The organism is Kitasatospora sp. MAA19 (assembly GCF_029894125.1).
Classification (GTDB): domain Bacteria; phylum Actinomycetota; class Actinomycetes; order Streptomycetales; family Streptomycetaceae; genus Kitasatospora.
Window position 1 is genome coordinate 19461 of sequence record NZ_JARXYZ010000046.1, and the last position, 25991, is coordinate 45451.

The 25991-nt window shown below is 71.4% G+C and carries 27 protein-coding genes; 20 read left to right on the top strand and 7 right to left on the bottom strand.

Going from position 1 to position 25991, the window contains the following annotated elements:
* Positions 1-51: 51 nt before the first annotated feature.
* The 4 genes from P3T27_RS37330 (at position 52) to P3T27_RS37345 (ending at position 4513) form a co-directional block, all read left to right on the top strand.
* The gene (locus P3T27_RS37330) at positions 52-963 is read left to right on the top strand and encodes a UTP--glucose-1-phosphate uridylyltransferase (protein WP_280685777.1); all 912 of its coding nucleotides are present in this window, start codon (positions 52-54) and stop codon (positions 961-963) included.
* 90 nt (positions 964-1053) lie between these two features.
* A complete protein-coding gene (locus P3T27_RS37335; protein ID WP_280685778.1) occupies positions 1054-2232 on the top strand; it encodes a hypothetical protein in 1179 nt (392 codons plus the stop codon).
* Complete coding sequence (locus tag P3T27_RS37340; RefSeq protein WP_280685779.1) at positions 2223-3806, top strand: glycosyltransferase; 1584 nt, start codon at positions 2223-2225, stop codon at positions 3804-3806. The genes P3T27_RS37335 and P3T27_RS37340 overlap by 10 nt, the downstream gene beginning before the upstream one ends.
* 53 nt (positions 3807-3859) lie before the next feature.
* The gene (locus P3T27_RS37345; protein WP_280685780.1) at positions 3860-4513 is read left to right on the top strand and encodes an HAD-IA family hydrolase; all 654 of its coding nucleotides are present in this window, start codon (positions 3860-3862) and stop codon (positions 4511-4513) included.
* 343 nt (positions 4514-4856) lie between these two features.
* On the opposite strand, the gene P3T27_RS37350 is transcribed toward P3T27_RS37345, so the two are convergent.
* The gene (locus P3T27_RS37350; protein ID WP_280685781.1) at positions 4857-5066 is read right to left on the bottom strand and encodes a hypothetical protein; all 210 of its coding nucleotides are present in this window, start codon (positions 5064-5066) and stop codon (positions 4857-4859) included.
* 1594 nt (positions 5067-6660) lie between these two features.
* On the opposite strand from P3T27_RS37350, the gene P3T27_RS37355 reads away from it, so the two are divergent.
* Both P3T27_RS37355 and P3T27_RS37360 read left to right on the top strand, forming a co-directional pair.
* The gene (locus P3T27_RS37355) at positions 6661-6795 is read left to right on the top strand and encodes a hypothetical protein (protein WP_280685782.1); all 135 of its coding nucleotides are present in this window, start codon (positions 6661-6663) and stop codon (positions 6793-6795) included.
* Positions 6796-6902: 107 nt separating this feature from the next.
* Complete coding sequence (locus P3T27_RS37360; RefSeq protein WP_280685783.1) at positions 6903-7400, top strand: hypothetical protein; 498 nt, start codon at positions 6903-6905, stop codon at positions 7398-7400.
* Positions 7401-7508: 108 nt separating this feature from the next.
* Here P3T27_RS37360 and P3T27_RS37365 read toward each other — a convergent pair whose 3' ends face one another.
* Together P3T27_RS37365 and P3T27_RS37370 are read right to left on the bottom strand one after the other, a co-directional pair.
* On the bottom strand, positions 7509-7727 hold the full coding sequence (locus P3T27_RS37365; protein WP_280685784.1) for a hypothetical protein: 219 nt from the start codon (positions 7725-7727) through the stop codon (positions 7509-7511).
* Between the two features lie 44 nt (positions 7728-7771).
* Complete coding sequence (locus P3T27_RS37370; protein WP_280685785.1) at positions 7772-8524, bottom strand: hypothetical protein; 753 nt, start codon at positions 8522-8524, stop codon at positions 7772-7774.
* Between the two features lie 839 nt (positions 8525-9363).
* On the opposite strand from P3T27_RS37370, the gene P3T27_RS37375 reads away from it, so the two are divergent.
* A complete protein-coding gene (locus tag P3T27_RS37375) occupies positions 9364-9780 on the top strand; it encodes a hypothetical protein (protein ID WP_280685786.1) in 417 nt (138 codons plus the stop codon).
* 70 nt (positions 9781-9850) lie between these two features.
* Here P3T27_RS37375 and P3T27_RS37380 read toward each other — a convergent pair whose 3' ends face one another.
* The 4 genes from P3T27_RS37380 to P3T27_RS37395 all read right to left on the bottom strand — a co-directional run bounded on the left by P3T27_RS37380 (position 9851) and on the right by P3T27_RS37395 (position 14980).
* Positions 9851-10264, bottom strand: a complete 414-nt coding sequence (locus P3T27_RS37380; RefSeq protein ID WP_280685787.1) for a hypothetical protein — start codon at positions 10262-10264, stop codon at positions 9851-9853.
* The gene (locus tag P3T27_RS37385; RefSeq protein WP_280685788.1) at positions 10261-10725 is read right to left on the bottom strand and encodes a helix-turn-helix domain-containing protein; all 465 of its coding nucleotides are present in this window, start codon (positions 10723-10725) and stop codon (positions 10261-10263) included. The genes P3T27_RS37380 and P3T27_RS37385 overlap by 4 nt, the downstream gene beginning before the upstream one ends.
* A 1520-nt stretch (positions 10726-12245) precedes the next feature.
* On the bottom strand, positions 12246-13010 hold the full coding sequence (locus P3T27_RS37390; RefSeq protein ID WP_280685789.1) for a hypothetical protein: 765 nt from the start codon (positions 13008-13010) through the stop codon (positions 12246-12248).
* A 605-nt stretch (positions 13011-13615) separates the two neighbouring features.
* Positions 13616-14980: a GNAT family N-acetyltransferase gene (locus P3T27_RS37395; protein WP_280685790.1), complete on the bottom strand. Its 1365-nt coding sequence runs from the start codon at positions 14978-14980 to the stop codon at positions 13616-13618.
* A 335-nt stretch (positions 14981-15315) separates the two neighbouring features.
* Between P3T27_RS37395 and P3T27_RS37400 the strand changes: the two genes are divergently transcribed.
* The 13 genes from P3T27_RS37400 to P3T27_RS37460 all read left to right on the top strand — a co-directional run bounded on the left by P3T27_RS37400 (position 15316) and on the right by P3T27_RS37460 (position 25968).
* Positions 15316-15576 carry a hypothetical protein gene (locus P3T27_RS37400; protein WP_280685791.1) on the top strand — a complete coding sequence of 87 codons (261 nt, stop codon included), beginning with the start codon at positions 15316-15318 and terminating at the stop codon, positions 15574-15576.
* A 757-nt stretch (positions 15577-16333) separates the two neighbouring features.
* Positions 16334-17182, top strand: coding sequence for a hypothetical protein (locus P3T27_RS37405; RefSeq protein ID WP_280685792.1), 849 nt, complete (start codon positions 16334-16336; stop codon positions 17180-17182).
* 5 nt (positions 17183-17187) lie between these two features.
* On the top strand, positions 17188-17697 hold the full coding sequence (locus tag P3T27_RS37410; protein ID WP_280685793.1) for a hypothetical protein: 510 nt from the start codon (positions 17188-17190) through the stop codon (positions 17695-17697).
* Positions 17698-17723: 26 nt separating this feature from the next.
* Positions 17724-19964, top strand: coding sequence for a hypothetical protein (locus P3T27_RS37415; RefSeq protein ID WP_280685794.1), 2241 nt, complete (start codon positions 17724-17726; stop codon positions 19962-19964).
* 264 nt (positions 19965-20228) lie between these two features.
* Entirely contained in the window at positions 20229-20549 is a 321-nt protein-coding gene (locus P3T27_RS37420; RefSeq protein ID WP_280685795.1) for a hypothetical protein, read from the top strand.
* A gap of 285 nt (positions 20550-20834) precedes the next feature.
* Positions 20835-23249 (top strand): hypothetical protein, encoded by a 2415-nt coding sequence (locus P3T27_RS37425; RefSeq protein WP_280685796.1) that lies wholly within the window; start codon positions 20835-20837, stop codon positions 23247-23249.
* 277 nt (positions 23250-23526) lie between these two features.
* A complete protein-coding gene (locus tag P3T27_RS37430) occupies positions 23527-23706 on the top strand; it encodes a hypothetical protein (protein ID WP_280685797.1) in 180 nt (59 codons plus the stop codon).
* Between the two features lie 64 nt (positions 23707-23770).
* On the top strand, positions 23771-24103 hold the full coding sequence (locus tag P3T27_RS37435) for a hypothetical protein (protein WP_280685798.1): 333 nt from the start codon (positions 23771-23773) through the stop codon (positions 24101-24103).
* A gap of 100 nt (positions 24104-24203) precedes the next feature.
* On the top strand, positions 24204-24587 hold the full coding sequence (locus P3T27_RS37440) for a hypothetical protein (protein WP_280685799.1): 384 nt from the start codon (positions 24204-24206) through the stop codon (positions 24585-24587).
* A 126-nt stretch (positions 24588-24713) separates the two neighbouring features.
* Positions 24714-24947 (top strand): hypothetical protein, encoded by a 234-nt coding sequence (locus P3T27_RS37445; protein ID WP_280685800.1) that lies wholly within the window; start codon positions 24714-24716, stop codon positions 24945-24947.
* A 43-nt stretch (positions 24948-24990) separates the two neighbouring features.
* Positions 24991-25326: a hypothetical protein gene (locus P3T27_RS37450; protein ID WP_280685801.1), complete on the top strand. Its 336-nt coding sequence runs from the start codon at positions 24991-24993 to the stop codon at positions 25324-25326.
* Complete coding sequence (locus tag P3T27_RS37455) at positions 25323-25532, top strand: hypothetical protein (protein WP_280685802.1); 210 nt, start codon at positions 25323-25325, stop codon at positions 25530-25532. The genes P3T27_RS37450 and P3T27_RS37455 overlap by 4 nt, the downstream gene beginning before the upstream one ends.
* Before the next feature lie 82 nt (positions 25533-25614).
* Positions 25615-25968 carry a hypothetical protein gene (locus tag P3T27_RS37460; RefSeq protein WP_280685803.1) on the top strand — a complete coding sequence of 118 codons (354 nt, stop codon included), beginning with the start codon at positions 25615-25617 and terminating at the stop codon, positions 25966-25968.
* Positions 25969-25991: the final 23 nt, after the last annotated feature.

Consider the following 25991-nt stretch of genomic DNA (forward strand, 5'->3'; position numbering starts at 1 on the left):
CGCCCGCCGCGCCACCGCGGCGCAGCACCCGTCGAGATGAGAGAGGGTCGCATGGCCCCCAAGACGATCCGCCGAGCCGTCATCCCCGCCGCCGGCCTCGGCTCCCGCCTCCTGCCTCTCACCAAGGCCACCCCGAAGGAGATGCTGCCCGTCGGAGACCGGCCGGTCATCGAGCACACCGTGCGCGAGCTGATCGACAGCGGCATCACCGACATCACCATCGTCGTCAACGGCGACAAGAGCCTGATCCAGGAGCATTTTCGCCCCAACCCGGTGCTCGTCGAGCAGCTGCGCCGCGACGGCAAGGACGCGTTCGCGGACGCGGTCGAGGAGGTCGGGGAGCTGTCCCGCAAGGGCCACATCAGCTACCTGTACCAGCACGGCCCGTACGGCAACGGGACGCCGGTGCTCAACGCGGCCCGCCACTTCGGCGACGAGCCGTGCCTGGTGCTGTGGCCGGACGACGTGTTCGTCGCCGACGTCCCGCGCGCGCAGCAGCTCATCCAGGCGTACGAGCAGACCAACGCGCCGGTGCTCGCGCTCATGCCGATGGCACCCGAGGACTCCTACCGGTACGGCGTGCCGGTGGTGAAGGAGGACCTCGGGGGCGGGTCCCTGCGGATCAGCGGCCTGGTCGAGAAGCCCAAGCCCGCCGACGCCCCGTCGTCGTACGCCGCGATCGGCGGCTACGTGATCACCCCCGGCATCGTCGACGAGCTGCGCGAGGCCACCCGCCGCTGGCAGGAGAACCCGGTCGACGAGGTCTACCTGACCGACGCCATCAACGCCTTCGCCACCCGCCGCGCGGTCTACGGGCAGGTCATCGACGGCACCTGGTACGACACCGGCAACCCGGCCGCCTACCTGCGCGCGCAGTTCGCCGCCGCCCTTGCCGACCCCGAGTACGCGCCGGACCTGCGCAAGCTCGCCGCCGAACTCGGCGCCCCCACACCCACCGAATAGCCCGCCACCGCGGTCGGGTCCGGGGCGTCCCGCTGCCCGGGATGCCCCGGACCCGACCGCGGGGCGTGCACAACGACGGAGGAGCCCTCGTTGGCCGACCTCATCCCCGCCACAGCCCGCGACGACGTGAAGATCATCGACGTCCACGACACCTGGTCCGTCGTCAACCCGATCGTGGGCTGCCCGGCCGCCTGCGCCTACTGCTACCTCGAAGACCTCGGCCTCACCCGCACCCGGCCCGTCGAGCTCGCCACCCCGGAGGAGACGGCCGACCTGCTGCTCGCCGACCCCCGTCACCGCCCCACCACCATCTACGCCCTGTACACCTACACCGACGCCCTCTCCACGCCGAAGACCCGCGCCCACCTCATCGGCCTCCTGCGCGCCCTCGTCGCCCGGGCCGTGCGCAACCCGGTGTGCATCATCACCAAGTTCCACGTGACGGACGCCGTACTGGGGGAGATCGTGTGCTCCCGCGCGGCCGGCCTGCCGGTGCTCGTCTACCTCTCCTACTCCGGCCTCGGCCGCGACATCGAACGCGGCATCCACCACGACCTGCTGCGCGCCAACTTCCCGCGCCTGCGCGAGGCCGCCGTTCCCGTCCTGCACTACTGGCGCCCGGCGCTGCCCGCGAACTCCACGCCGGAGGCGATGCGCACGGTCCTGTCCTGGGCCAGCACGTACGCGGACGCGACCATCTCCGTCGGCCTCAAGGTCAAGCCGTCCGCGCGCGACCAGGCGGCCGACCTGTGGCCCGCCCTCGCCGACCCCGGGCTCGACCTGCACGCGGCGGAATCGATCTGGCCCGAGGCGATGCGGACCTTCCTGAGCGACCTGCCGTCCCAGTACGCCCACCACCCGATCTTCGAGACGAACTCCTGCGCCCTCGCCTACGTCCTGGGCCGGGCCGACCGCGCCGGCGTCCACGGCACGCCGACCTGCACCCGCTTCAACCGCTGCCCGGACAGGCAGCGCGGGCGGTGCACGACGCTCACCAGCCGCCGCGCCCCGCTGACCCACGCGCGCATCCGCGGCGAACTCGCCGCCATCGGCCGCGCGCACGTGCCCTACACCTGGGACGCCCACACCCTCACCCTCGCCGCGCCGCTGGCGATGCGCGACCAGCACTTCCTGAGCCAGGCCCTCGCGGTCGCCGTCCGCGCCCCGCGCCACCCCGGCGACCCCATGTGGTCGGGCAAGGCCGCCGGCGGCCTCCCCCTGGTCATCCCCAACCACAACGACGAACGGGAGACCCCGGGATGCGCCTGAGCGTCGACACCGCCCTCATCTTCTTCCCGCGCGGCGGCAGCGCCCAGGTCGCCCGCTACCTCAACCGCGAGTACAACCGCCGCGGCTTCACCACCCGCATCCACGCCGGATCCCTCGGCCAGCCCGGCGACCCCGGCCACGCCCCCACCTTCTACTCCGGCCTCGACCTGCGCCCCTACGACTACAACCCCGCCCACCACCGCTTCACCGACGGCCGGGACCCCCAGGCCGACCCGCTGCCCTTCCACCCCTCCTACGAGGACCGCGCCCTCGGCGCCCGAGGCTGCCCCGACCCGATGTTCGCCGCCGTGGCGCCGACCGCCGACGTCCGCCTCACCCGCGCCTGGACCCACCACCTCGCCCGGCACCGCTCACAGGCCCCCGACGTCCTCCACCTCCACCACCTCTCCCACCTCCAGAACGCCGCCTACCGGGCCTACAGCGGTGTGCCCCGGATCACCACCCTCCACGGCACCGAGCTCAAGCAGATCCACGGCATGCGCAACCGCATCGACCTGGCCCACCACCTCGGCACCACCCCCCATGCCCTCGCCGACACCCTCCACCCCGACCACCCCCACCGTGAGCGCACCCTCAAGCAACTCGCCCACGACGGCCGCCTCGACGACGACCAGGACCGGCTCCTGCGCACCACCGAGTGGCCCAAGTGGCGCTTCGCCGACTACTGGCACGCCGCCCTCGCCGCCGCCGTCCCGCACGCCGGTCACATCGTGGCCGTCTCCCACCACGACCGTGATCTGGCACTGCGTCTCCTGCCCGCCCTGCGCGACCAGACGGTGCCGGTCATCACCAACGGCGTCGACATCAGCGCGTTCCGCCCCGCCGACCTCTCCGACGACCAGCGCATGGCCAACCTCCGCCGATGGCTGGTCACCGACCCCCGAGGATGGGCAGAGAGTCGGCCGCCCGGCAGCATCCGCTACACCGACACCGACCTCACCCGCCTGCACGACTCCGCCACCGGCCGCCTGCGCCCCCTGCTGCTGTGGGTCGGCCGCTACCTTGAGTTCAAGAAGGTCCCGGTTCTCCTGAAGGCCGTCCGCCAGGTCCGCGACCAGGTCCCCGTCCCGCCGGTTCTGCTGATGTGGGGCGGCTACCCGGGCGAGTGCGAAGGCGAGCACCCCGCCGACATCGCCCGGCGCCTCGGCATCGACCGCGACGTGTACTTCATCGGCTGGCGCGGGCACGACGAACTACCCGCCGGCCTGCACACCGCCGACCTCATGGTCGCCCCCGCCGTCAACGAACCCTTCGGCATGGTTTACCTGGAGGCGATGGGCTGCGGCACCCCGCCCATCGCCACCGACACCGGCGGGCCCGCCCGCACCATCACCCCGGCCGGGCACGACGCCACCGGCTGGCTGGTGCGCCCGAACGACGCCGTCTCGCTGGCCGCCGCGATCAAGCAGGCCCTCGTCGACCCGCGCGAACGAGCCCGGCGCGCGGCAAACGGTGCCCGTCACGTCCAGGACGTCTACGACTGGGCGCCCGTCGCCGACCGGTATGCCGAGCAATACGAACAGGCGATCCACGCCCGCCAGCACCAGCAGTGAAGCGCCCCGCCCCCAAACCGCGTCCCGGCGAACGGGAGAACGGAGACACCACGGTGACCAAGCCCAAGGGCGTGCTGTTCGACTTGCACGGCCTCTTCCAGATTTTCGACGGCAGGGGAGCAGCCGAGGGCGAGAGTGCCGCCGGCCTCGACCCCGGCACGCTCGCCCGCTACGCCTACCAGCACCCGGACTACGAGGCGGCGAAGGTCGGCCTGATGACAGATACCGAGTGGGCGCTGGGCGTCGAACGGCGTCTGGTCGCCGACTGCGGCGAAGTCGCACGCTCCGCGATCGGGCCGTGGCGCGCGGACCGGGGCCGCCCCGACCCCGTGATGATCGACCTCCTCGGCCAGGTGATGGCCGCCGGAACCCCGTGCGGCGTCCTGTCGAACTTCACCGATGCCATGCACGCCGACCTCCACCGCCACGGCATCACCCCCGACTACGCCTTCTCCTCCGCCGACCTGGGCGTCGCGAAACCCTCCCCGCTCGCCTTCCGCGAGGCGGCCGAGCGCATGGGGATCGCGCCGGGGGACGTCTGCTACTTCGACGACGCGATCACCTTCGTCGCCGGAGCCCGTGCAGCAGGCATGCAGGCTGAGCTGTTCACCACGGCCCAGGCCTGCGCACACCGACTGCGCACCCTGGGCATCAACGTCCGCCTCGCCCACGCGGACCTGTGTGAGACATCCCGCGGGTTCTCCTGAGCCCCGCTGAGTGCCCGAGGTCCTGACCAGAGACTTCTTCCTCCTTCGAGTGTTTCGCCGGCCTGTGAAGTAACTTCGGGATACCTGAAGCATTCTCAGCTCGTTCGACCGATCTGCAGTCCGGTCGAAGGCGAGGAGGCGCGAGTTGGCGGCCCGGGCCCGTCAGTGGGCTGTTCATGTTCCTGTCGACCACCACCACCGCACTCACGGCTGCCGACCGACACCGGCACCCCCTACGGGGCGAACTCCGAGCCGCATACACCGCACAGGATCGGCCCGCCGTCCAGCAGGCCCGGCGTGGCTTGGATCCGGCGCGGACCCGGCCAGACGCCCCGATCAGCTGTCAGGCCCTGCCCGCGTCCCAGATCGTGTCGGGGTCCGACCGCCGGTTCACGCTCGTCTTCGCGTCGCTGGCGAGCCTGACAGTCGTCACCTCCAGGCCGGTCCACTTCCACGCGATCTTCGCGACCCGGGCCTCGTCGCAGCGGTTGTGCACGTAGACCGTGGTGGTCGCCCACCCCGGGTCATAGCTCCAGGCGATACAGCCGTCCACGCCACGGTGTATGCCGCGTGTCTGCGCGTAGACGGTCGGAGCGGACAGGCCAGTGACCAGCACGGCCGCCGCAACCACGGTGGCAGGACGGACAAGAACACGGACAGCGCAGCGCACGGAACCCCCAACGGTGAGCACGGATCGACACATGCCAACCGCCACACGACCCGCGCAGGCACGGCCGCTAATCCATCCGAGCGGCCCAGGGCCGAACCGGCAGCGGCCGACTACAGACATCGGCAGCTCTGGGAAGCCGGTTGGCGCTGGATCGGGCTTTCGGTGTCACAGGCTGACGCTGTGAGCTGGGGTTTCTGACGGTTCCGCGTCCTGTGTCGTCTTGATCATTCCGCGTTCGGTGTCATTTTCCGGACCGTGCGGCCGTTCGGCGCCGCCCCGGGCACGGCTCCCCGGCCCAAGTACGGGCCCGGGCAGTCGCTCACCCCGGCAGAGGCTCAAGGCACTGCGGGTGGGCCGGGTACCGAGCGACGGCCAGTCGGCCAGGGAACGGGCGGAGCCGAACGCCTGCCGGACATCCCCGCTGCGCGCTGGCAGAGCTCCACGAGGGACCCGGGCAGTTGACCGACCTGGCGAGCGGCCCCACACGGGTCTGTCCCTCCCCCGCTGGCCGGAGCGGCCGGTTCGGGGACGGGGCCCGGCTGGGGCCGGGGAGCGGATGCCGGCCCGCCGTGGTCCGACCTTCCACTAAGCGCAGGCGTCCGCCCCGGGCGCGGGCGGACCGGGCCATCGTCGGCCGGGCCGCTTCCTTGGACGTCGGCCCCGCCTTCAGGCGCGGGTTCTTCCACCAGGCCGGGCTCGCCGAACGTCGGCGGAGGGGAGACCGGGAGCGTGGCCGATGGCTGAACCGGCGTCGGCATCGGTGCGGGTCGCGCGTCGCCCTGCAGCGCACCCACCAAAACGGGCGCGACCACCTGTTGATCCGGCAGCGCAACGTCGTCGGGCCGGGAGGGCGGGATCGAGGACACCGCTCCGGCGAGCAACGCCGCCAAGACGCCGAGTGCGACGACCGTCCCCCGTCCCAGCACCCGGGCCGGGGGCCAGCCCGAACTCCCCCCGGCCGCCGGAGACGACACCAGGGTCGGCGTGGCAACCCGCGCCTGCCGTCGGCAGAACTCGGCATTGCGCTCGGCCGTCCACCGCTCCCACGCGCCCCGGCTCGCCCACGCCGCCGCGGCCTCCGCGTAGAGCTCACCCGCCCGTACCCAGTCGGCGCCAGCCGCAGCGACGTGGGCCTGCACCTCTTGAGCGCGCAGAACCTCCGGATGCCCGGCACCCCGTCGCGCTTCGATGTCCTGCCGGAGCTCTTCAGTAAGCCGGGCTGCCAAAGTCCCGTCGCCTGACTCCACCGCGGCCCGAATCCGGGCGACCCGGGGAGCGTAGGCAGCGGGCAGCACCTCTGCGGTATCCACGGTCGACGGTTGCGCTGCACCGGCTTCCGTGTCGTACATGGGGACCTCCTCCGAGCAGTCCAGTCACGCACCGTTCCATTATGTCAGCGTTAAGTAACAGTTCGGGAGCATACAGGCAGCCCAGGACGGCTCGGCACGCGTGGGCGGCAACTCCGTGCGCTGCCGTCGTGAGCAACGGCTCGGTCGGCACCCTCCTGATCAGCGGCATCGTTCCGCCCGACTCCCCATTGGTGTGGCCGCTCGTCGTCCTCGCCCTCGGCTCCACGGCCTACGACCTGGGGGTCCGCGCACTCCGGCACTAGGTTGGGGTGGGGCCTGACTGACCCGTCCGTCGGGCCGGTCAGGCCCGGGGCATGCCCTCGATCCGGTCGCCGGGGTATCCGCCTGTGGCCGGGGTCGTTGGCTGGGCATGGATACCGTCTCGAACCCCTCCCTGCCCGAACTGCGCGGCGACGTCCTGGCCGTGGACATGCTGCGGGCCTGCGTCCGGCACGACGCGGACGACCTGCGCGACCTGCTGGCGGAGCTGAACACCGCGATGCGCCGGTTGACCGACCCGGCCGGCGGCTTCGCGCTCGACAGCTACATCAGGTACCGGGTGGAGGAGCTGTTCGCCGACGCGGTGGAAGCCCTCGGCTGCCACCCGGGCGACACGGTGGCGATGTCGTCCAGCACCGTGGCGGTGGAGGTCGTGGTGATGATGGGCCGGTTCATGATGCCACCGGAGGTGGGAGCCGCGCTGCGGGCCTTCGCCGACGGCGACTTCGGCCCGCTCGGCGACCTGGGTGGCCTCGACCGGGTGGCGGCGGTGTCGCTGGCGACGGCGGCCGCCGAGCGCGCCAGCTCGTCGTCACCGGAGGCGGTCCTGGAGAAGCTGGACCGCCTCCGCCAGCAGTTCAGCGCCTGAACCGTCAGGCAGTACGCCGGGCGACGGCGGCCGCGGTGTTGCTGCGGCCGATCGTCTCCAGCACCTGGGCCAGCCGCGCCCCGAGCTACGTGAACACCTCGTGCGGGGTCACCGCGGGTCGCCGCTCCGGTCGATGCCACCGGCCAGCGGGCGGCGGCCAGTGCGCGGGGCCTGCGGCTCGACCACCGGCACTACCGGCGTGCCCACCAGGCCCGGCACCAGCAGCCGCTCGACCGCGCTTCCGCGCCGGTGGATCAGGGCCTGTTCCTCGCCCTGGCGCTCGGCGGGCAGGGGGCCGGTGTTCAGCGGGCGGCGGGCGGTAGTCATCCCCGAAGTCTCCCACCTGACCGTCCGTCAGCTGGACCGCAGTGTCAGCGGTTCGTTGACAGCCGTGGATCCCTGGCCCGCTCGGCGGCCAGCTGATCGAGCAGCCCCAGGACCTGATCGCGCGCCGACAGCGCTTCACCAGTCCGCTCTCCGTCAGGCAGCCGTTCCTGCCCGCTGGGCGAGTCGAGCGCGTACCGCAGTCCCCGCAGCAGCTGCGCCAGCTCCGGGCCTCGAGTCTCGTCCTCGGCGGCGGCAGCCAGGGCCCGCACCCTGGGCGCGCCGGCAGCGTCCCGCAGCAACGGCCAGGCCTCCGCGACGTCGACCAGCGCGGCCGCAGCCGCACGTAACTGCTGCTCGTGCGCGCGGCACCAGGACTCGCCGTTGCGCTGGCGGGCACGGTCCTCCCGCTGCCGTTCGACGTAGCGGTCGCCCCGTGCCTGAACCGCGCGCTCCAGGCGAAGCGCGCGGTTCTCGGCGGCCTGGCGGCTGGTCAAGCCGAGGTGGTCGGCGATCTGCTGCCAGGTGGCTCCCCGCTCGCGCGCCCCGGCGATCAGGTCGTGCTCCAGGACGTCGAGGTCGTGCTGGGCCTCTCCCACCTGGGTCAGGGCCGCCAGCAGGTCACCGGCCGGCACCTCCGGCGCGGGCTCGCCGGCCGGGAGCCCCAGGCCCAGGGATGCGCCCCGGACCGCGTTCATCGCCCGGGTCGGGATCAGGGGCTGCCCGCTGCCGTACCGGGCGCGGAGCCGTTCCTCCGCGGCCTCGCGCAGCTGCTGCTGGCTCTCGGGGTCGACTGGCATGGAGAGGAGCGTGCCACACCGGCCCTGGTGTCAGCGAATCGTTGACACCAGGGCCGGCAAACGGGCCTCGCCGAGCGACGGAGCGGGCTTTGCGCCCGTGAAGGGCCGCTGACGGGCTGTCACGAGGAATCGGCCGTGCGCACGCCGTTCGGCCCCTGGAGGGGCCTTCCAGGGCCTGTACGGCGTGATTGCGTGCTGACCAGCAGTCACGTTCACGTTCGCGCTCGGGCCGGGCTACTGCTTCTAGGAGCCGCGCGAAGCGCGTCCGCTTGAACCATTTACGGTCTGCAGGCTGCCGACGGCGGGTCAGGGGCGTACGGACGAAATGCAGCTCGTGAGGGTGGGGCGGGGCCTGCCCGGCCCCGTACGGGCCCGCAGGGAGGGTAGAAGGCGAGCCACCGGCCCCGCCCCACCCTCACGACCCGTTCCGCGCGCCCTTGGGCGCGCGTTCCCTCAACCAAGGGGGATAACGAGCCCAGGCGCGACGAGACATCGCCCCGTGACGTCACCGTCCTACGCTCGCTCGCCTCGCGGGCCCAGGCCACCCCTCGTACGCCTCAGCACGCACCGTCCTTCCTCTCGAAGGGCCGGGGCAACTACGGCCGGGGGCCTGCCGGCGTCCGCGCACAAGGGGTGTCACGAGGGGGAGGGTGCCGAGCGGGCACCCTCCCCCTCAGAGGAGTCCACGCCGCCTGGGCTCGTTATCCCTGCATGCTGGAGAAGGGCCTGACGTGCACGGCCGACCCTCGGCGTGTTCGCCCGGGAGGCCAGGCAGCCTCCCCTCAGAGTGGGGGCGAGCGGGCCGGATCCCCCCGGCCTTGATGGGAACGGAGACCGCGGTGCCGGTGAGGACCGACAACGACATCTCGGGCGCGGCGCTGGCCGAGGACCTGCTGCAGGGCGTCGGCAACGAACAGATGAGGGCGGCCACCAGGCTCCTGGGCGCCCACCGCAACGGCTACTGGCTGCGGCGCTTCATCGGGGACCAAGAGCTCGCGGCCGCCACCGCCGACCATCCCCTGATCGACCGCGATGCCCGGCGCCCCAGCGTCGACTGGGACGCCGTCGGCCTGGTCCTGCTCGACAAGCCGTGGATCCTCAAGGCCTCCAGCAGCGAGAAGGCAGTCCTGGAGATCGCCGCCTCGCTCCTGAACCGCTGCGGAGTCCAGCTCGGAAGGGTGCTCCGCGCCGTGGACGGCAGGGAGTTCCGCCTGATCCTGGACGCCCTAGCCGAGGCAGGCCACAGCCCGGCGTAGGCAACCGCGAACGGCGGAGGCCGGTCACCCCGTAGTAGGTGACCGGCCTCCGCCGTTGCTGCAGGACCTGCTACTCGTCCTCGTCGTCCTGGCCGTGGCGCCCGAACGGCAGGTGGTGGACGGTGGCCAGATCCTCCGCGGCCTCGTCCTCGCCCTCGCGCCGTTGCAGGCACTCAACGACCTGCCTCACCAGCGGGCCGACCCGGTAGAAGTTGATCGGGCCCTGGCGATAGCTGAGCTCGAGCCAGCCCTCCTGGGCCAGGCGCCGGATGCTCTTGGAGACCGTCGGCTCGCTCAGCTTCAGCCCCTCGGCCACCGACTTCGCAACGATCCGCACGGTCTGCCCGAGCGGGGCCGCCGTGGCGTAGAAGGCCAGCACCCTGAAGTCGGCGCCAGGAGCCCCCGCCGTCCGCAGCAGGATCTCGTGCATCAGCGCCTGGGTGAAATCGGCGTCATGCTCCTGATGCATAGCGGGCGTGCTCACGCGGCCTTCCTCCTCTTCGGCTTCGCCGGCGCTTCCGGAGCCGGGACTACCGGGAAGCGAGCGTCCTTCGTAGCTTCTACCTGCGTCCGCGCAGGGCCGTCGTAGCCTGCCCGCGGGTTCACCCGGTAGAACCGCATCCGCCCGAACTTCTCCGCCTCCAGGAGCAGCCCCCCTCGGTGGAGCGTCTCGACGGCCACTCGCACGGTCTTCGGCGCGGGACCAAGGATCTCAGAGATTTCCGCGAACGTCAGCCGCAGGGGCTCGGCCCCGTCCGGAGAGTGCGCCAGGAAGAACCCGAAGATGTCCCGCGCGTTCTGGTCGTACCCGGAGTCCTTGTGCCACAGCTTCCGGGCGAGCGCCTTCGGCAGATTGATGTGCCGCCCAGCGTGAGGGTTCCAGTCGTAGCGGACCTTGTCGGGTCCGGGCTTGGTCTCCTCCTCGCTGAAGAGGTCCAGCTGCATGACCACTTCACCTGTCGCCCGGTTCACGCCCTCCAGACGAACCGGGTTGGATCGCGACATACCCCTCCTCACCTCGCGATGTTGCCTATAGGCAACCTGAGGGAACCACCATATCGTGGACTTGCCTATAGGCAAGTCCCTGCGCGGGTGAATCGTGTCGTGTCGCCCCCCGAATCACCGCCGAAGGTTGCCTATAGGCAAGGTGAATGCACGTTTCGTCCACTGCAATGAACGAATCGTCCACTCGATATGGCCCCTGACCTGCGGAAACGCGTTTCTCCTCTTAATACTCACTAGACGTCTCCGACCACGTGCGGCACCGTCTCGCCGGCCAAGGGCCGGAGGACCGGCGCGCTGCGCCGGTGCCGGGACCGGCCCCGGCAGGCCGCCAGCGCCCGGGCGGCGCTGGACCCGCCAGCTACCGCCTGCCCTGAACGCGCTCGCAAGCTCCCGCGTTCACCACTCGGGCCTGGCGGCCCTCCCTGGGCAGTTGGTTCCGGTGCAGGTGGCCAGTCGCCGTCGGGGCGGACTTCGGGGGCGAGCACCGTCCTCGGACAACACGCCTGCGGGGGTGGACCTGGTGGTGCTGAACGTCGAGCTTCGGGCGGTTCGGGATCGTCGTTCGGGTACCAGCAAACGGGGGCGACGGCCCGGGGAGGGCTCAGGGAAAAAAAGTCCGAACACCACTCGAACTTCTCTCACCACAGGCAGCTGGCTCACCCTGACCACCCCGAACGGGAGCCCGGCAGCCCACGGCTAGGACCTCGTCCAGGTGGCGACTACACGCGGGAGCCGGCTGATGCGTGGTGCCGCGATGCGCCACGGTGAGGACCACCTACGAGCATGGGGGCGCATCGTGGTGCCGCGCAGCGCCGGTTAACGGCGAGCAACCACCGAAGTCTGCTCTCGACGGAAGGCTCCGCTCCGACGTTCACGCCGCGGGTGGGCGGAGGCCAGCTCGTGGTGCGGCTATCGGAGGATGGTCGGAAGGACCGGCTCCGCTGCGGTGAGAAGCTCCTCTTCACGGCCCGGCCCGCGGCGAGATTGGCGGCGTTGGCCGTCGACCGGCTGGATGCCCGCCGCAACGACCGCCATGCAGAGAGCGATCTCCGAGTACCACTACGGCTCGGCCGGCTAGGAGCAGCGGGCACAGGCCCCTGACACGTGTCAACGAATCGCTGACACGTCTACCAGAGAGCCAGCTGCTCCGGAGCACCCGTACGGGAGGTGCGGATGATCCCCGTGAAGAGCCCGCCGGGGGGCGCGCTTACCGGCTCCGGTGCGACGCCGGGGAGTTCCTGGTCCCAGTGCACGGTGCTGCAGTGCGCCAGGTAGCCGGCTAGGCCTCCCTGAACCTGAATCGGGCAACGGTCGCACTGGTGCCACCAGGAGGGGTCACCCGCAGCCCGGGTCCCCTCCACGAGGTGCAGCTGGTACTCGGGCGGGAGGTAGGAGCGGAGGAGCAGAACAGCGTTGCCCGTCACTGTGGATCTCCTCGATGGTCGCCTGGTCGGCTCATGCTAGTTGGCGCTGCGGCCCGTCGTACGACCAGATCCGGCCTGTCTGGCCTCCTGGGCGTCGGCCATCTTCTGCCGGATCTCCCAGAGGATCTGGTTGGCGTTCGGACCGGCGTCCATGGCCGGGTACCGCAGGTCCTGCACGTCTCCGCTCCCATCCTCTCCAACCGGAGCGGGGGTCGTCGCGACGACCCCCCGTGGGTCGCCGTCGATCCGCCCGTCCGGAACAGCACCGCCTGCGTGCTGAGGATCCGCACGCCGCTCGCCGAGCGCGGTGACGTTGTCGTACCGAACCTCGCCCTCGCAGGGCGGCTGGGCGTCATGACGGTGCCCAGGAATCTCGACACCCGCATCCCGGAGCGCGGCGTAGGAGCGCCGGTAGGCGGTCGCCTTGGTCAGGTCGCGCTGACGGGCGCTGAGGTTGATGCCCAGCTCGCTCGCGCAGCGCAGGATCTCCGCCACAGGGAGCACCCGAGGGATCGCCAGGCCGTACCGGGTACGGCTGTTCACGTCCCCTCCGGATTCCTCGTACACCAGGTCGGCGGCGACGAGGAGCTTGAGGGCCCTGGCGACGGAGGCCTTGCCCTTGTTGGTCAGTTCCGCCAGAGCCGCGCGACGGCGCGGATCCTGCAGGGCTGCGCCCTTGCGGGGGGTGGTCGCGTACTCGGCTGACCCCTCGCCGATCTCGTACACGGTCGCGATGTCGTATCCGACGAGCAGCATGTCCGCGGTCGGTAGGCCCCGCAGATCCTCTGCGTGCTGGAGCATGAGCTCCCTGAACCTGGCGCGCCAGGCCTGCGGTGCGAAGACCGCCTCCAGCTGACCTTCAGGGCGACCGTTGTGGTCTGGGCCGAGGCCATCGCCTACGCTCTGCAATGTCCGCTCCGTCGTCCTTCGTGAGTGTGAGCGGCAGCTGCCGATTACGGGACTCGTCCTCCCGCCGGCAACCCGAGCCCCGGCCGTTGGTCGGGGCTCTTGCCTTCACGGCACCCTATCCGGCGAGCTGCGCGATCCGGCGGCGGCTGATCGGTTCCCATCCAGGTGTGTGAGCGCATCAGATCCGGCTGCCTCCGTACCCCTTGGAACAGTCAGCTGTAGTACGGAGAGAAGTACTCCAGTTACCCAGAACTCCAGTAAGAAGAAGGGGGGTCGTCACGACGACCCCTGCAGGGGTCGTCGTGACGACCCTTCGAGGGGTGGTCACGACGACCCCCCAGAGGGGTCGTCACGACGACCCCCGGCGACTGCGGGATCCGCCGGCCCAAACCCACGCCGCCCTACCGAACGGCGAAGGCCCCGACCGTCCTCGGTCGGGGCCTTCGCCGTCGGGTGTAAGTCGATGCCGGGCTCCTCGGTGATGCCGGAGCCACGGCTCAGTCGCAGTCGGGTACGGCGTCCGCTGCTGCCATCTTCAGCAGCGGACCGACGCCGCGTGTGACCCCTGCAGCCCGCTGGAAGAGGGCTCCCGATCCTCGGTGCTCGAGTTCGACGGTTCGCAGGTGTTCGAAGCCGCGGGCCCGGTAGTAGGCCTGGAGACTTTCGTTGGACTTCCACGCGTCCAGCCGGAGCCAGCGCTTGCCGCTCTCCTCGGCCAGCTTGCTCGCCCAGTCGAGCATCGCGCTGCCCAGCTCCTGGCGGCTCGCGTCCCGGCGGACCGCCATCCGGTGCACGTAGAACGCTGGTTCAGCTGCCTCCTCGCTCGTCCAGAACTCGGTGTCGGCGTGCTCGTCCACGGTGACCGTCGCCACCGGCACCTCGCCGTCCCAGACGAGGTAGCACTGCCCGGCCGCGATGTTCTCCTGGATCCGCTCGGTGCGGGGCGGGTACTGCCACTGGTCGATGCCTCGTTCCTTGAGCCAGGACGCGGCGTGTTCCCAGAGCTCGACCACCGTCTTGAGATCGTCCGGCGAGGCTGCCGAGACCGTCAGCTCGTTGCCGAGCCGGGGCCGGCGCCGCTCGAACAGCATCTTGATCCGGTCGCCCGGCAGGCAGTTGACCACCACGCGTGGGACCTGCCCGTCCGCCGTGTAGCCGGTGGAAATGTGCTCGGCCACCGGCGTGCCCGGCGGGATGCTGAGTCGGCCAGCCTCATCCGGGGTGGGCATGCGCCACTCGAACTCATCGATGGCGTCGACCTGGTGGTACCCCAGCTCCGACAGGACCTGGTTCGCTCCGCGTGCGATGTCCGCCGGGTTCATGATCTCGGAACCCTGGACGATGGCCAGGGGGTAGTAGGAGTCGTTGGTGAGGTAGGGGTCGCCGTCGAGCAGGCGGATGCGACGCCGCACGGCCACCAGTTCGCCGGCCTTCAGGTGCATGCGCTCCTGGACGGCGGCGGGCGCCGGCAGGATCTCGATCGTGATGGTCTGGCCGGGCGTGCGCCCCTCCCGCACCATGTCCGTCATGAACGAGTCCATCTGCGGGCTCAGCGGGCGCTTCCGGAACTCGGCCTGGGGACGGTAGACCATGGGCTGGCGCGAGCGCACGAAGTGCCCGCGCGGACGGTCGGCGTAGATCAGCCCTTCGTTGATCAGCACCTCCAGAGCGCGCTTGACCGTCGTCCGGGTGGTCTTCCACTGCTCGGCGAGAGCGTTCTCCGTCGGGAGCGCGTCGCCAGGCATGAGGCGGTCGTCGTCCAGAGCCCCCGCCGGGCCGGCTTGGCCCGGCACGATGCGGGCGCGGAGCCAGCTCGCGATCTGCAGATAGAGCGGCTGCTGCTTCTGGTTGCTAGGTGACATGAGTCTGTTCTACCTGCTCAGACGCCCATTGTCTAGTCAATATGAACAACATGCGCCATAGCCCTTGACCAATCGCGTCCGGGGTGCAAGAGTTCTCGTTGTCCGCACATTGTCTAGGCAATGTGATTCGACAACAAGGGCTAGGCAATGAGCCCTTGAGTAGGCAAAACGAAAGGCCCGCCGGGCATGGCGGGCCTTTCGAGAAGTCACCAAGGCCCGCCGGGCATGGCCGGCCTTGGACAACAGGGTCACCAACGTGAAGGGAGCTGACCCGTGAACAGTCTGACAGCTCTGCCCGACACCGGGCGCCACGGCGGCATCGCTGGAGGTGCCCGATGAGCATCCGGTCCTACTTCGGCTTCGGCGCCAGCCCGTCCGCGACCGCCGCCGAGCCCATGACCAAAACCCGCTACGCCACCTCGAGCCCGACCGCCGCCTCCACGGACACCCGCCCCGAGCGGCAGATCGTCCCGGTCGACGGCCGGGTGCCCCTCACCCCCGAGCAGGACCCCTACGGGGAGGGGAGCAGCGAGCCCGTGCGGCGCAACTTCGGGCGCCCCGGACCCTGGCCCGACCTGCCGGGCGGCGCCGCGTGACGGACGCGCCGGTGCTGAACCAGGCCGACCTCGCCCTCAGGTGGGCGCGTCAGGCCGACGCCAGGCGCACCCCCTCCGGCGAGTGCCCGCCCCGAGTCGCTCAGTTCCGGCCGCCGGACGCGCCGGTGCTGAACCAGGCCGACCTCGCCCTCAGGTGGGCGCGTCAGGCCGACGCCAGGCGCACTTCCAACAGCGGCTAGTCCGCCGCACCCCCGTACGCGTCGCCATCTTGATCGACGCCCACCCCCGGGCCGATCCCCTTCGCGGGCTGGAGCGGCCCCGTCAGTGGGCGCCGACCGAGCCATCGGTCAGCGCACCTGATCCGCACCACCCAGCGCCCGGAAGTCGCTTCCCCATCAGGACGGCCAAGGCAGCGCGGTTCCTTGATTCGACAACAGCCTGCGGGGCCCTGGCACGGCCTGCCGCAGGAGCACCATCCGCAGCCCGTGGCTGCCCTGATCCCCCGTCCGCCGGCATCAGCCGACGGCCGGGGGCGAACGGGGAGCTCCGGACCTTCGGGCCCACGGCCCGAGCACGGATGCCGACCGCCGTCCGCGACGGCACCGGACCGCCCGGCCCCAGCTTGCAGGCACGGCCGGGCGGCCCACCCCACCGATCCGCTACACGAACCGAAGGGAGACACCAGGATGCCCGACTTCGCGCGCTGGGCGCTGGAGTACGTTGCGGCGCTGTTCCTCCTGTTCAACGCCGCGCTGATCGTCTACGGCTGCTACCTGCTGATCCGGAGGTGGCCGCGGTGACCGACCAGACCACCAGCCCGGCCGACCTGTTCGACACCGTCTTCGCCACGCACACCGGCGAGATCGTGGACGCCGTAGTCATCGAGGACATCGCCGACGCCGAGATCATCGACCCGCTCCCCGAAGCCGAACCGGCACCGCAGATCATTGTGATCGAGCCCGAGCCCGTCACCACCGTGAAGGACTCCCCCGGCCCAGGAACCCACGTCCCGCCGCCGAGGACCGTCCCCTACGTCCCCCCGGCGCCCAGCACGTTCACCGCTCCGCCCCCGCCGCCGCTACCCCCGTGCACGCCGTGCGCTCCCGGCAGTAGCCCTAACTGCGGCGGATGCAACCTCCGCCCCGGCGAGCCGATCCCCGTCGAGGTCATCGCCCCGGTCCCGGTCCCGGTTTACGTGGTGGAGCCGCCCGCCCCGCCCGAGCCGATGTGGGACTGGTCCTGGCTCCAGCTCGGCAAGAACGCCGTCGCCGCCGGCCTGGCCGTCGTCCCGGCCTGGTACCTGCAGCCACTCGGGGCGCACTACGGCGTCCCCGTCGCCGCCACGGTACTCGTGCTCTTCCCGCTGCGGCCGGTCGCCTTCGCATCCGCCACCGTGTGCGCGGCCTGGTACGCCTCCGCCGCTGCGGGCCTGAATGAGGCCACCAGCAACACCATCGAGGCCCTGGCCTTGATCGCGCCGCTCGCCAGCTGGCGCATCCACGCCGCCAAGAACGGCACCCTCGCGCCGGTCTCGCCCCTGCGCCGGCTGGCCGCCTGGGTCGCCGTCCTGACCGGCGTCCTCAACATCCCCGCCATCACCGACTTCACGACCTGGACTGTCCAGGTCTTCACCGGAGGGAACTGAAACCCATGGACATTACCCTCGGCACCTACGCCACCGTGCTCGGCCTCACCACGTGGCGCGTCGTCAAGGTCACCGGAATCGGCAAGCTCATCGCCGGCTCGAAGAACGTGACGGATCTGGTCCCGTTCGGTGTCGGCAACGTCGTCGGGGTCACCGGCGGCCTGTGCACCGGCGGCATCCTCGGCGGCCTGGGCTGGCTGAGCTACCAGGCCAGCGTCTACGGCGGACAGCTCACCCTCTGGGGCGCCACCGGCGCGGACTCCACCACCCAGTACCACGGCGTCGAGCCGATCCCGCTCTCCAACGGCGGCTCCCTGCTGCTGTTCGTCGTCGCCGTCGGAGGCGCCGCCGCCTGGAAGGGCCTCAACAAGGGCCCGAAGCGCCAGCTGATGGCGGGCGTGGTCAACGGGGCCGCCCTCACCGCCGTCCCCCTTGTCGCCTACTACTCCCACCTCGCCTTGTCCACGGGCGGCGACAGCCTCCTCACCGCCCTGAACCACGCCGTCAGCTCCTGACCCACGACCAGAAAGGACAGCTCGACGTGTCGGTGACGCTGAACAAGCCCGCCCCCGACGACACACCCGACGAAGACGAGGTGGTCGACGCCGAGCTCCTCGACGACGACCACCCCGGCCCGCGGCCGGTCCAGCCGCTCCCGTGGTGGGAACGGCAGCGCGCCCACACCCGCGAGGGCCTGCGCGTCCTGGCCGCCGAGCGCGGCGCCTGGCTGACTGGCCACAACCTGAGCGACGAGTACGTGGCCGTCGACCTCCTCAACGGCCGCCACCGGCAGTGGAAGGGCGCGCAGGACATCGAGCACACGAACCTGAGCGCCCGCGCGAAGGAGCACCACGTCGAGGCCAAGAAGGCGACCTCCGCCTCCCGGGTCCAGAGCGTCACCCCGACCGAGTACGGCGCCGCCCGCAAGACCGCCCTCGCCGCCACGGCGACCGCCGCCCAGTGGGAGCAGCAGGCCGCAGCCGTCCTCGCCCGCAGTTACCAAAACCACCTGCCCGCGACCCCGGCGGAGATCAGCGAACACCGGCGCCGCATCGCCTCCCGGCGGCTGTGGCGCCGGTGCGTGCCGACCGTGCTCGCTGTTGTCGGGACGGTCCTGCTGACCGGCGGCGCCCACGGCCTGATGGTCGTGGGCGCCGCCGCGGCCGCCGCCGTGACCGTTGCGGGGTGGGCGAAGGGCGCGAATCCCAGCTGGCGCGCCGCCTCTCCGCAGCCGCCCGGCCTGGCCTACCCGGTGCCCGAGGGCACGCTCCTGGTCGCCCGCAACCCCGCGCCCGACGAACAGCGGGATCCGGCGGCGGCGCCGACAGAACCACCCGCCGCCGCACCTGCGCCGGGCCCGGCCGGCGCCCCGCGCGCCGACGCCCCGCAGCCGACCGGCCAGCCATACCCGATCCGGCTGGCCGCCACCCCGGAGCAGGCCGGGCAGTGCATCCACCTCGCCCTGCGCGCCGAGGGCCTGGCCGTGGGCTCCGTCACCGATGTCTCCCAGGAGCGCTGGGGCTGGAGGGCAACGGCTCACCTCACGAAGGGCCGGCCGAGCACCCTGGTTGCCAAACTGCCGGACCTGGAGGTGCTTCTCGGCGTCCAGCAGAACGGCGTCATGGCGCAGCCGCAGCGCGCCGCCGCCGGATCCGTGGTCCTGCGGGTCATCACCAGCGACCCGTTCGCGCAGATGCCCGAACACCCGGTCTACGCGCCGAAGTCGAACTCCATCCTGAACCCGGTGAACCTGGGCCCGTCCATGGACGGCACCGCGACGACGGTCGTGCTCGCCGGACAGAACATGTTGGTCGTCGCTGCCTCAGGTGGCGGGAAGTCCGCGCTGGTACGGACGATGGCCGACTACGTGACCAGCTGCTATGACGCCGTGGCGTGGGACATCGACCCCACCGGGCGCGGCCTGGGCCCCCTGCGGGGCGCGGCCGGACGTACCGCCTACACCAAGGCGGACATCGACAAGGCGATCGGCGACATCATCCGGTACGCCCAGGCCCGTACCCGGCTGCTGGGCGACGACGTCGACAACTGGCAGGTCACCGAGGACGCCCCGGCGATCATCGTGTTCTGTGACGAGTTCCTGCAGCTGACGCCCAAGCAGAGGGCCCGGCTGATCCAGGGCACCCGGATCACCCGCAAGGTCAGAATCTCGTTGGTGATCCTGGTACAGGACGGGACGGCCGACGCGGTCGGCGACGCGATCGCCGACGCGCTCGGCATCCGCATCATGCTCCCCTGCCGCCTCGCCGACGTGCCGCTGGTCGTCGGATCGAGCACCGCGGTCTCCGAGGGGTGGGCACCTCACCGGCTCACCCCCTCCCCGGGCGACTGGGACCCGGCCGACGCCGGGAAGTTCTACATCCTGGGGCCGGGCCTGACGGACCCGATCCTGCGTAAGTGCACCTACATGGGGCCGGTCGCAGCCAAGCAGCGCGCCGTCGAGCGCCAGGCGGCCGGAATCGTGCAGATCGACGCGGCGACCCTCACGGAGGCCGGCCACGATGCGGGCGGCGACGACGGAGACCAGGACGCCCGGATCGGGTGGGTCGCGGCCGCCTTCGACAACGACGCCGCGCTCAGCGCGGAGACCCTTCTGGAGCGCCTCACCGAGCGCTGGCCCGACGAGTTCGGCGACTGGAACCGCACCCAGCTCCGCGATCTCCTCAAGCCCCTCGTGGGCGTGCCGAAGCCGGTCAACGTCGGCGGCAAGACCGCTCGGGGCTACCGGCTCCAGGACCTGACGGACGCCCTCGAAGAGGCGTAACCGAGGCCGCTGCGGGGGTGTAACCGGGGACGCCGGCCGTACGGCCGGATCACACCCTGGTTACGCCCCCACACAGGCTCTGACCTGCTCAGTTACGCCATTACGGCCATTACACCCACCCCCCGCCCAACGCCCCCGGAGGTGCCCTCCAGGCCCCTCCGGGGGAGGCCTCGACGGCGACCTGCCGGACACGCCGTCACCGCCCGGGACGGAGATCGCCAAACCCGCCCCACCCGGTCGGCCCGGTTCACCAGACTGTGCGTCATGGGCTACTACACGACCACCCGCCACGCCTCCGACGCCGCCGATGCGATCCGCACCATCCGGGAGAAGGCCACCGACCGCGACGCCTACGACGACGTGGACGAGATCACCCGCACCGCCGAGCACCTGCGCGCCCTGGCCGAGCACCTGCCCCCCGTCCTCACCCAGCAGGGCCTCGCCCTGCTCCTGCACGCCCGCGACCCCGAACAACGCGAGGTTACCGACGGCCAGAAGGCCCTCGCCCAGGCCGCCGCCCACGCGGTCCGGCTGGAGGAGGCCCTGCGCACGGCGATCGAGGAGATGCGCCGGGTACGCGACTGACCCACCGTCAGCGAGCACCACCCGGCTTCTCAGGACGGTTTTCCGTGCGGCTGCTCCGGTCCAGGAGCAGCCGCAGGCGGGACACAGAAGCCGGCTTCTGCACCAAGCCGTTCCTGACGTCCTAGGCAGCACTCTCCTCGAGCCAGCCGACACCGCACGAACGCCACCGGCGGCAATCTGCCGACCGGACGGTGTGCGCCAGGCTTCCCAATCAGGACTAAACCTGGTAATGTTCTCTGTGTTGGGGGGCGGATATCCCGCCCTTCCAGAGCGATTGGAGACCCCTTGAGCAGGAACTCCCGGGCCGCCTCGAAACGGCCCCGAAAGACCCCCCGGCAGGCCGCCCCGCCCGCCGTCCAGGACCCGGCGGAGGGGGTGCCCCGCGCCATGCCGGCTATCCCCGGCGAGGAGCAGGCCGCCGCCCCGGGCGAAGAAGACCGCAAGGGCGCAGAGGAAGCCCTCGCGGCCGCCGACCAGCAGGCTCAGGACCTGCTCGCCGAGGCCCAGAACAAGGCCGACGCCCTGGTCGCCGAGGCCCGGCAGGAAGCGGAGAAGGTCTGCGCAACCGCGAAGGGCACCGCCGAGACCGAGGCCAAGCAGGAGGCCGCGCGGATCCGCGACGCCGCTCGTCAGGAGGCGGACCGGATCCTTGCCGAGGCCGCCGCTGCGGCCGGGCGCCTTCAGGAGGAGGCGAAGCAGCAGGCCAACGCTCTGAAGGCGGAGGCCGAAGAGGCCCAGCGCACCGCGCGTGCCGCGCTGATCACCGCGCAGCAGACCGCCTCCAACCTCCAGGACCAGGCCGCCGCGGACACCGACCGCCTGCGCCAGGCCGTCGGCCGGGAGGTCGACCAGCGCCGGTCGGATGCCGACACCGACGCCGCCGCCCTGCGCGACGCAGCCCGCAAGGAGGCCGACGCGACCCGCACGGCAGCCAACCAGGCCGCCAGCGACGCCAACGAGCTCCTGACGAAGGCCCAGGCTCGTGAAGCTGCAGCCAAGGAGCGGGAGTTGGCCGCCGGAAGGGCCCTGGCCGAGGCCGAGGAGGTGCTGGAGCGTGCGATGTCGCGCACGATTCAGCGCAACCACCGCCGCGAGCTCAAGGACCAGGCGAAGGCGGACCGCCGACGCGCCCGACAGGCCGAGCGAGCGGACCGTGGCACCCTGTCCGACCGGGTCATGCGCTTCGTGCAGGCCAACCTGCGCCGTCTGATGGTGGTCATCCCGATCACCTCGCCGATGGCGGTGGCCTGGACCGGACAGGCGTCGTTCGCGGAGACCGTCCTGGACTGGGCCTTCCCGTTCACCATCTTGTTCGCGGCCGCCTGGGAGCTGTCCACGACCTTCACGGGCTGGATGTACCACGAAGCCCGTAAGCAGGGCGACGCTGGCACGATCTACCGGGTCGCGACCTGGTGCTTTGCGAGCGGGGCCGCGGTAATGAACTACTGGCATAACTCCGGGCAGGTCACCGGCCGCAGCTTCGACTCGGCATCCGGCAAGTGGGTCGACCAGATCACCTACTGGCACGCCACCCCCAAGGCGGTCAGCTTTGCGGTGGTGTCGATTACCGGCATGGTCCTGTGGGAGCTGTACGCCCGGCTGATCCACAAGCAGTACCTGCGCAGCAAGGGACTGGCAGCGCGGGTGCGGCCAAAGATCACCCTGATTCGATGGGTCCGCTACCCCCGGCACTCCTGGACCGCATGGTCCCTGACCATCACCGACGAGTCGCTGGTCACGCTGGAACTGGCGTGGGCTGCTGCCGAGACCAAACTGGCGCACCGCCGGTCCCTGAAGGCCGTACGCGCCGGCCTTCCGGTCCCGTCCACGTTCAGGGTGGTCCCGATCAGTCCCAGTCTCTCCCCGGCCGGTCTCCCCGGTCTCGCCGTGCAGGAGACCGGTCTCGCAACGACGCCGTACAACCGGGCCGCGACCTACGTCCTGGAGCGCCTGGACACCCAGGGAGGTACCTCGGGAGGGACGAAGCGCGAGACCACGGCCGGGACCCGACGGAAGGCCGAGACCGGCTTCCCCGCCCCGGCCCTGCCCGCCAGCGAGACCAGCTGGACCGAGACCCGCAGCATCGGGACCGGCGAGACTGGCACCCGCCGTCGCGAGACCAGGGAGACCTCCACGATCCCCGGCGTCGAGACTCGGCGCCGTGAGACCAACGGGTCCGGGACCAGGGCCGGAGAGACCACCGCTTCCGAGACCGAGACCATCGCTTCCGAGACCTGGACCGCCGAGACTCGGCGCCGTGAGACCAACGGGACCGGGACCAGCGCGGGAGAGACCACCGCTTCCGAGACCGAGACCACCGCTTCCGAGACCGAGACCATCGCTTCCGAGACCTGGACCGCCGAGACTCGGCGCCGTGAGACCAACGGGACTCCCCTTTCCGGTACCGAGGGGAGCGGGACCTCCGAGCCCGAGACCGACCAGGTCCCGGCCGAGACCGGCGAGGACGAGCCGGACGGCGAGGTCTCCAGCATCGGCGAGATCGAGACCGAGATCGACCTCCTGCTGACCCGGTTGGTCCAGCGCGGGGGCCGGTTCACGGTCAAGCTCCCAGAGGCGATGTTGCTAACGGGGAGGCCCAAGTCGACGGCAGCCAAGCGCCTCGCCGTCGCGCGGGACCGGTACGACCGCCGTCCCAAGCCCAGCCCCGAGCGCACACCGGGGATCACGCAGGGCGCCTGACGACGGCAAAGGGCCCCGGGATGAAGCAGACACCCCGGGGCCCACGCCGGGCGCCGACGGCACCCGCGGGCCGGGTTCGCCCCCGGCCTGCCCAGGCCAAGGCCAGGGCGGCCCAATACTCCCACCCCCGGAAGGTCGACGGGACGTCACCCTTCCCGATTAGTTCTAAAACTGGTAATGTTCTATCTGTCGGGACCGGTGGTCCCGACCACCCGGACGCACGTGGCAGTGCTCCGGCACCCGAAACACACCCCCTTCCGACGAGAGACGAGGACCCATGTCCGAGAACACCGCCGCCGGCATCTCCGAGACCGTCCAGCAGCTGCACGCTGAGGCCCGCCAGGCCTACGCCGCCGCCCAGGACCCCCAGCGGGCCGCCGACGCCCGCGACCTGTCCGCCCGGGCCCGCACCAGCGGCAACGCCGCCGCTGGCGCCTGGACCGGCCAGCAGCACTGAGCCCCCACCCGAGCCCGGTGGGGCGGTACCGCCGTCCCGCCGGGCCCAGCTGACGGAGAGACCGATGTACAGCGTGACGCACACCTCCATCCAGAGCCTCGGCCTGGACACCGACGACAAGCTCCGCCAGTGGGCTGCCGACGCGCTCTTCGCCAGTGACATGGCGACCTGCGACATCACGAACGGCCCGCGCCTCCAGGCCCGCCCCCTCGTGCGGGCCACCGTCTGGAGCCTCACGGAGACCGAGCGCGCCGAGCTGGTCCGCGCTGCCTTCTCCAGCGACACGGCCGCCGCCACGCAACGCATGGAGGCCTGCCGCGGAGCCGTCCACGACGCGCCGGCCTGGCCCCTGCTGGATACCTGGAAGGTCGCCATTTCCGCCTCCCCGGACTCCTGACAGCGAGCGGGCCCAGCTGGCTTAGCCCGTGCCGCCCGGACCACACCTCCGGACGGCGCGGACGGAGCCGGAACCCCGGACCGCAGAACAGGAGGAGCGCATGTCCGTCCACCACCTCGACCTCCTCGACGGAGCCCCCGCCGGCCGCAGCGCCCGCGTGGGGTGGGACCAGGCCTTGGCCACCTACTGGGCTCAGGTCTACGACGACCGCGGCCGCGAGCAGCAGCCCGTCGACCACGTCTTCGCCGGCGGGTCGCGGTACGACATCAGCAACCCCGACACCGTCCTGGAACTCGTCGCCCCCTACGCCCGGATCACCGAGGGGCTGCGCGAGCAGCTGCTCGCCGACCGCGAGCGGGAGGGCGACACCTTCGCCGGCCTTCCCGGCACCTTCCTGGCCGCCGCGGCCTGGCCGCCCGCCGCCACCACCATCGGGCAGTTGACCGCCGTCAGCGCCCTGCTCACCAGCATCGACGCCCCCTGACCGCCCGCCGCGAGTCGAGGCGGCCCCCAGATCCCGCCAAGGGAGCCGCCGAAGTCCGCCGATCGCCCCCAGCCGACCCGGCCCGCGGCAACACCACCAAACCGCACGAGCGAGAGGAACACAGACATGGGCAAGACCGCGATCCGCAGGAGCAAGCCCGGCGTCAGCCGCGCCAAGGCGTGCAACGGCAAGGCCCACTACAGCAACAAGACCGACGCGCAGCAGGCCGGACGCGACTTCGCCGACAAGCACCCCGGCTACCTGGACCGCGTCGCCTACGTGTGCCCGTACAGCCGCACCGGCAATCCGCACTACCACATCGGCCGACGGCTGAATGTCCCGAAGCGGACGACCCGCTGACGAACCGTCGGCAACCATCGAACCCGAACGAGAGGACCACACCGTGACCACCCAGATCCCCGGCAGCCTCATCGCCGCCGCCGCACACGCGCCGCAGCTCGTGCACGCGGCCGTCCACGAGCTGGTCAGCCGGGCGAGCGACGAGTGCACCGACTTCCTCGCCGACGTCCCGGCGCACGAGTTCGAGAAGTCCGCCGCCCTCGACGCGGCCGGTGAGCTGTACGACCGGGTGGCGCGGGTCATCGATGCCGAGCTGACCCACCCCGGTTCCTTCGACCAGCGCCATATCCGTGCCCTGCTGCAGAGGGCCGACCAGGCCGCCCGCGACGGCGGCGTCCCGTTGGCCCTGGTCGAGACGCTCGTCCACCTGCTGCCGTGACCAGCCGACCGACCCATGCCCCCCTCTGGGGGGCACCCAGCCCGGCCCAACTGGAGCCCTGGCGCCTGCCGAAGGACGACCAGTGGTCACACGGATGCCCCCGCTGCTATCTGGTCTGCCAAGGAGGGCGCGCCGGCCTGACCGCGCACTTGGCCACCGTCCACCAGGGCGAGTCCACCCCGACGACCCGCTGGACCCTCGACTGACCGGGCGCTCGAAGTCGAGCAGGACCCACCCCTGCTCGGCCTCGGCTACCCGGCCGACACAACCGTGACGGAGGAAGTGCCCATGACGACCACCCCCTTGACCTTCGCCGTCCTGGCCGACCGTTACGGCCGAGCGGTCGCATACCTCGCGAGCCTCGACCGCAACCCAGTGCCATCGGATCCGACCGCGGCCGACGCCGCCACGTTGGTCCAACTCGTGATTGATGCCGCTGACTTCCTGACCCAGGACCACAGCTTCGAGCAAGCCGGGCTGCTGACGGCCGCCGCCTCCCACCTTGCCAACGCCCTCAAGGCGGGCGACGACGACCGGCCCGGGCTGCTGCGTCAGGCCGAGGAGAAGCTCGGCTTCATCGGCGACATCACGCCGGACCTCCGCGCCCACGCCGACGAGCTCGGTATCGCCTGGGCCTTCTGACACCGGCGCACGCACCACGCTCC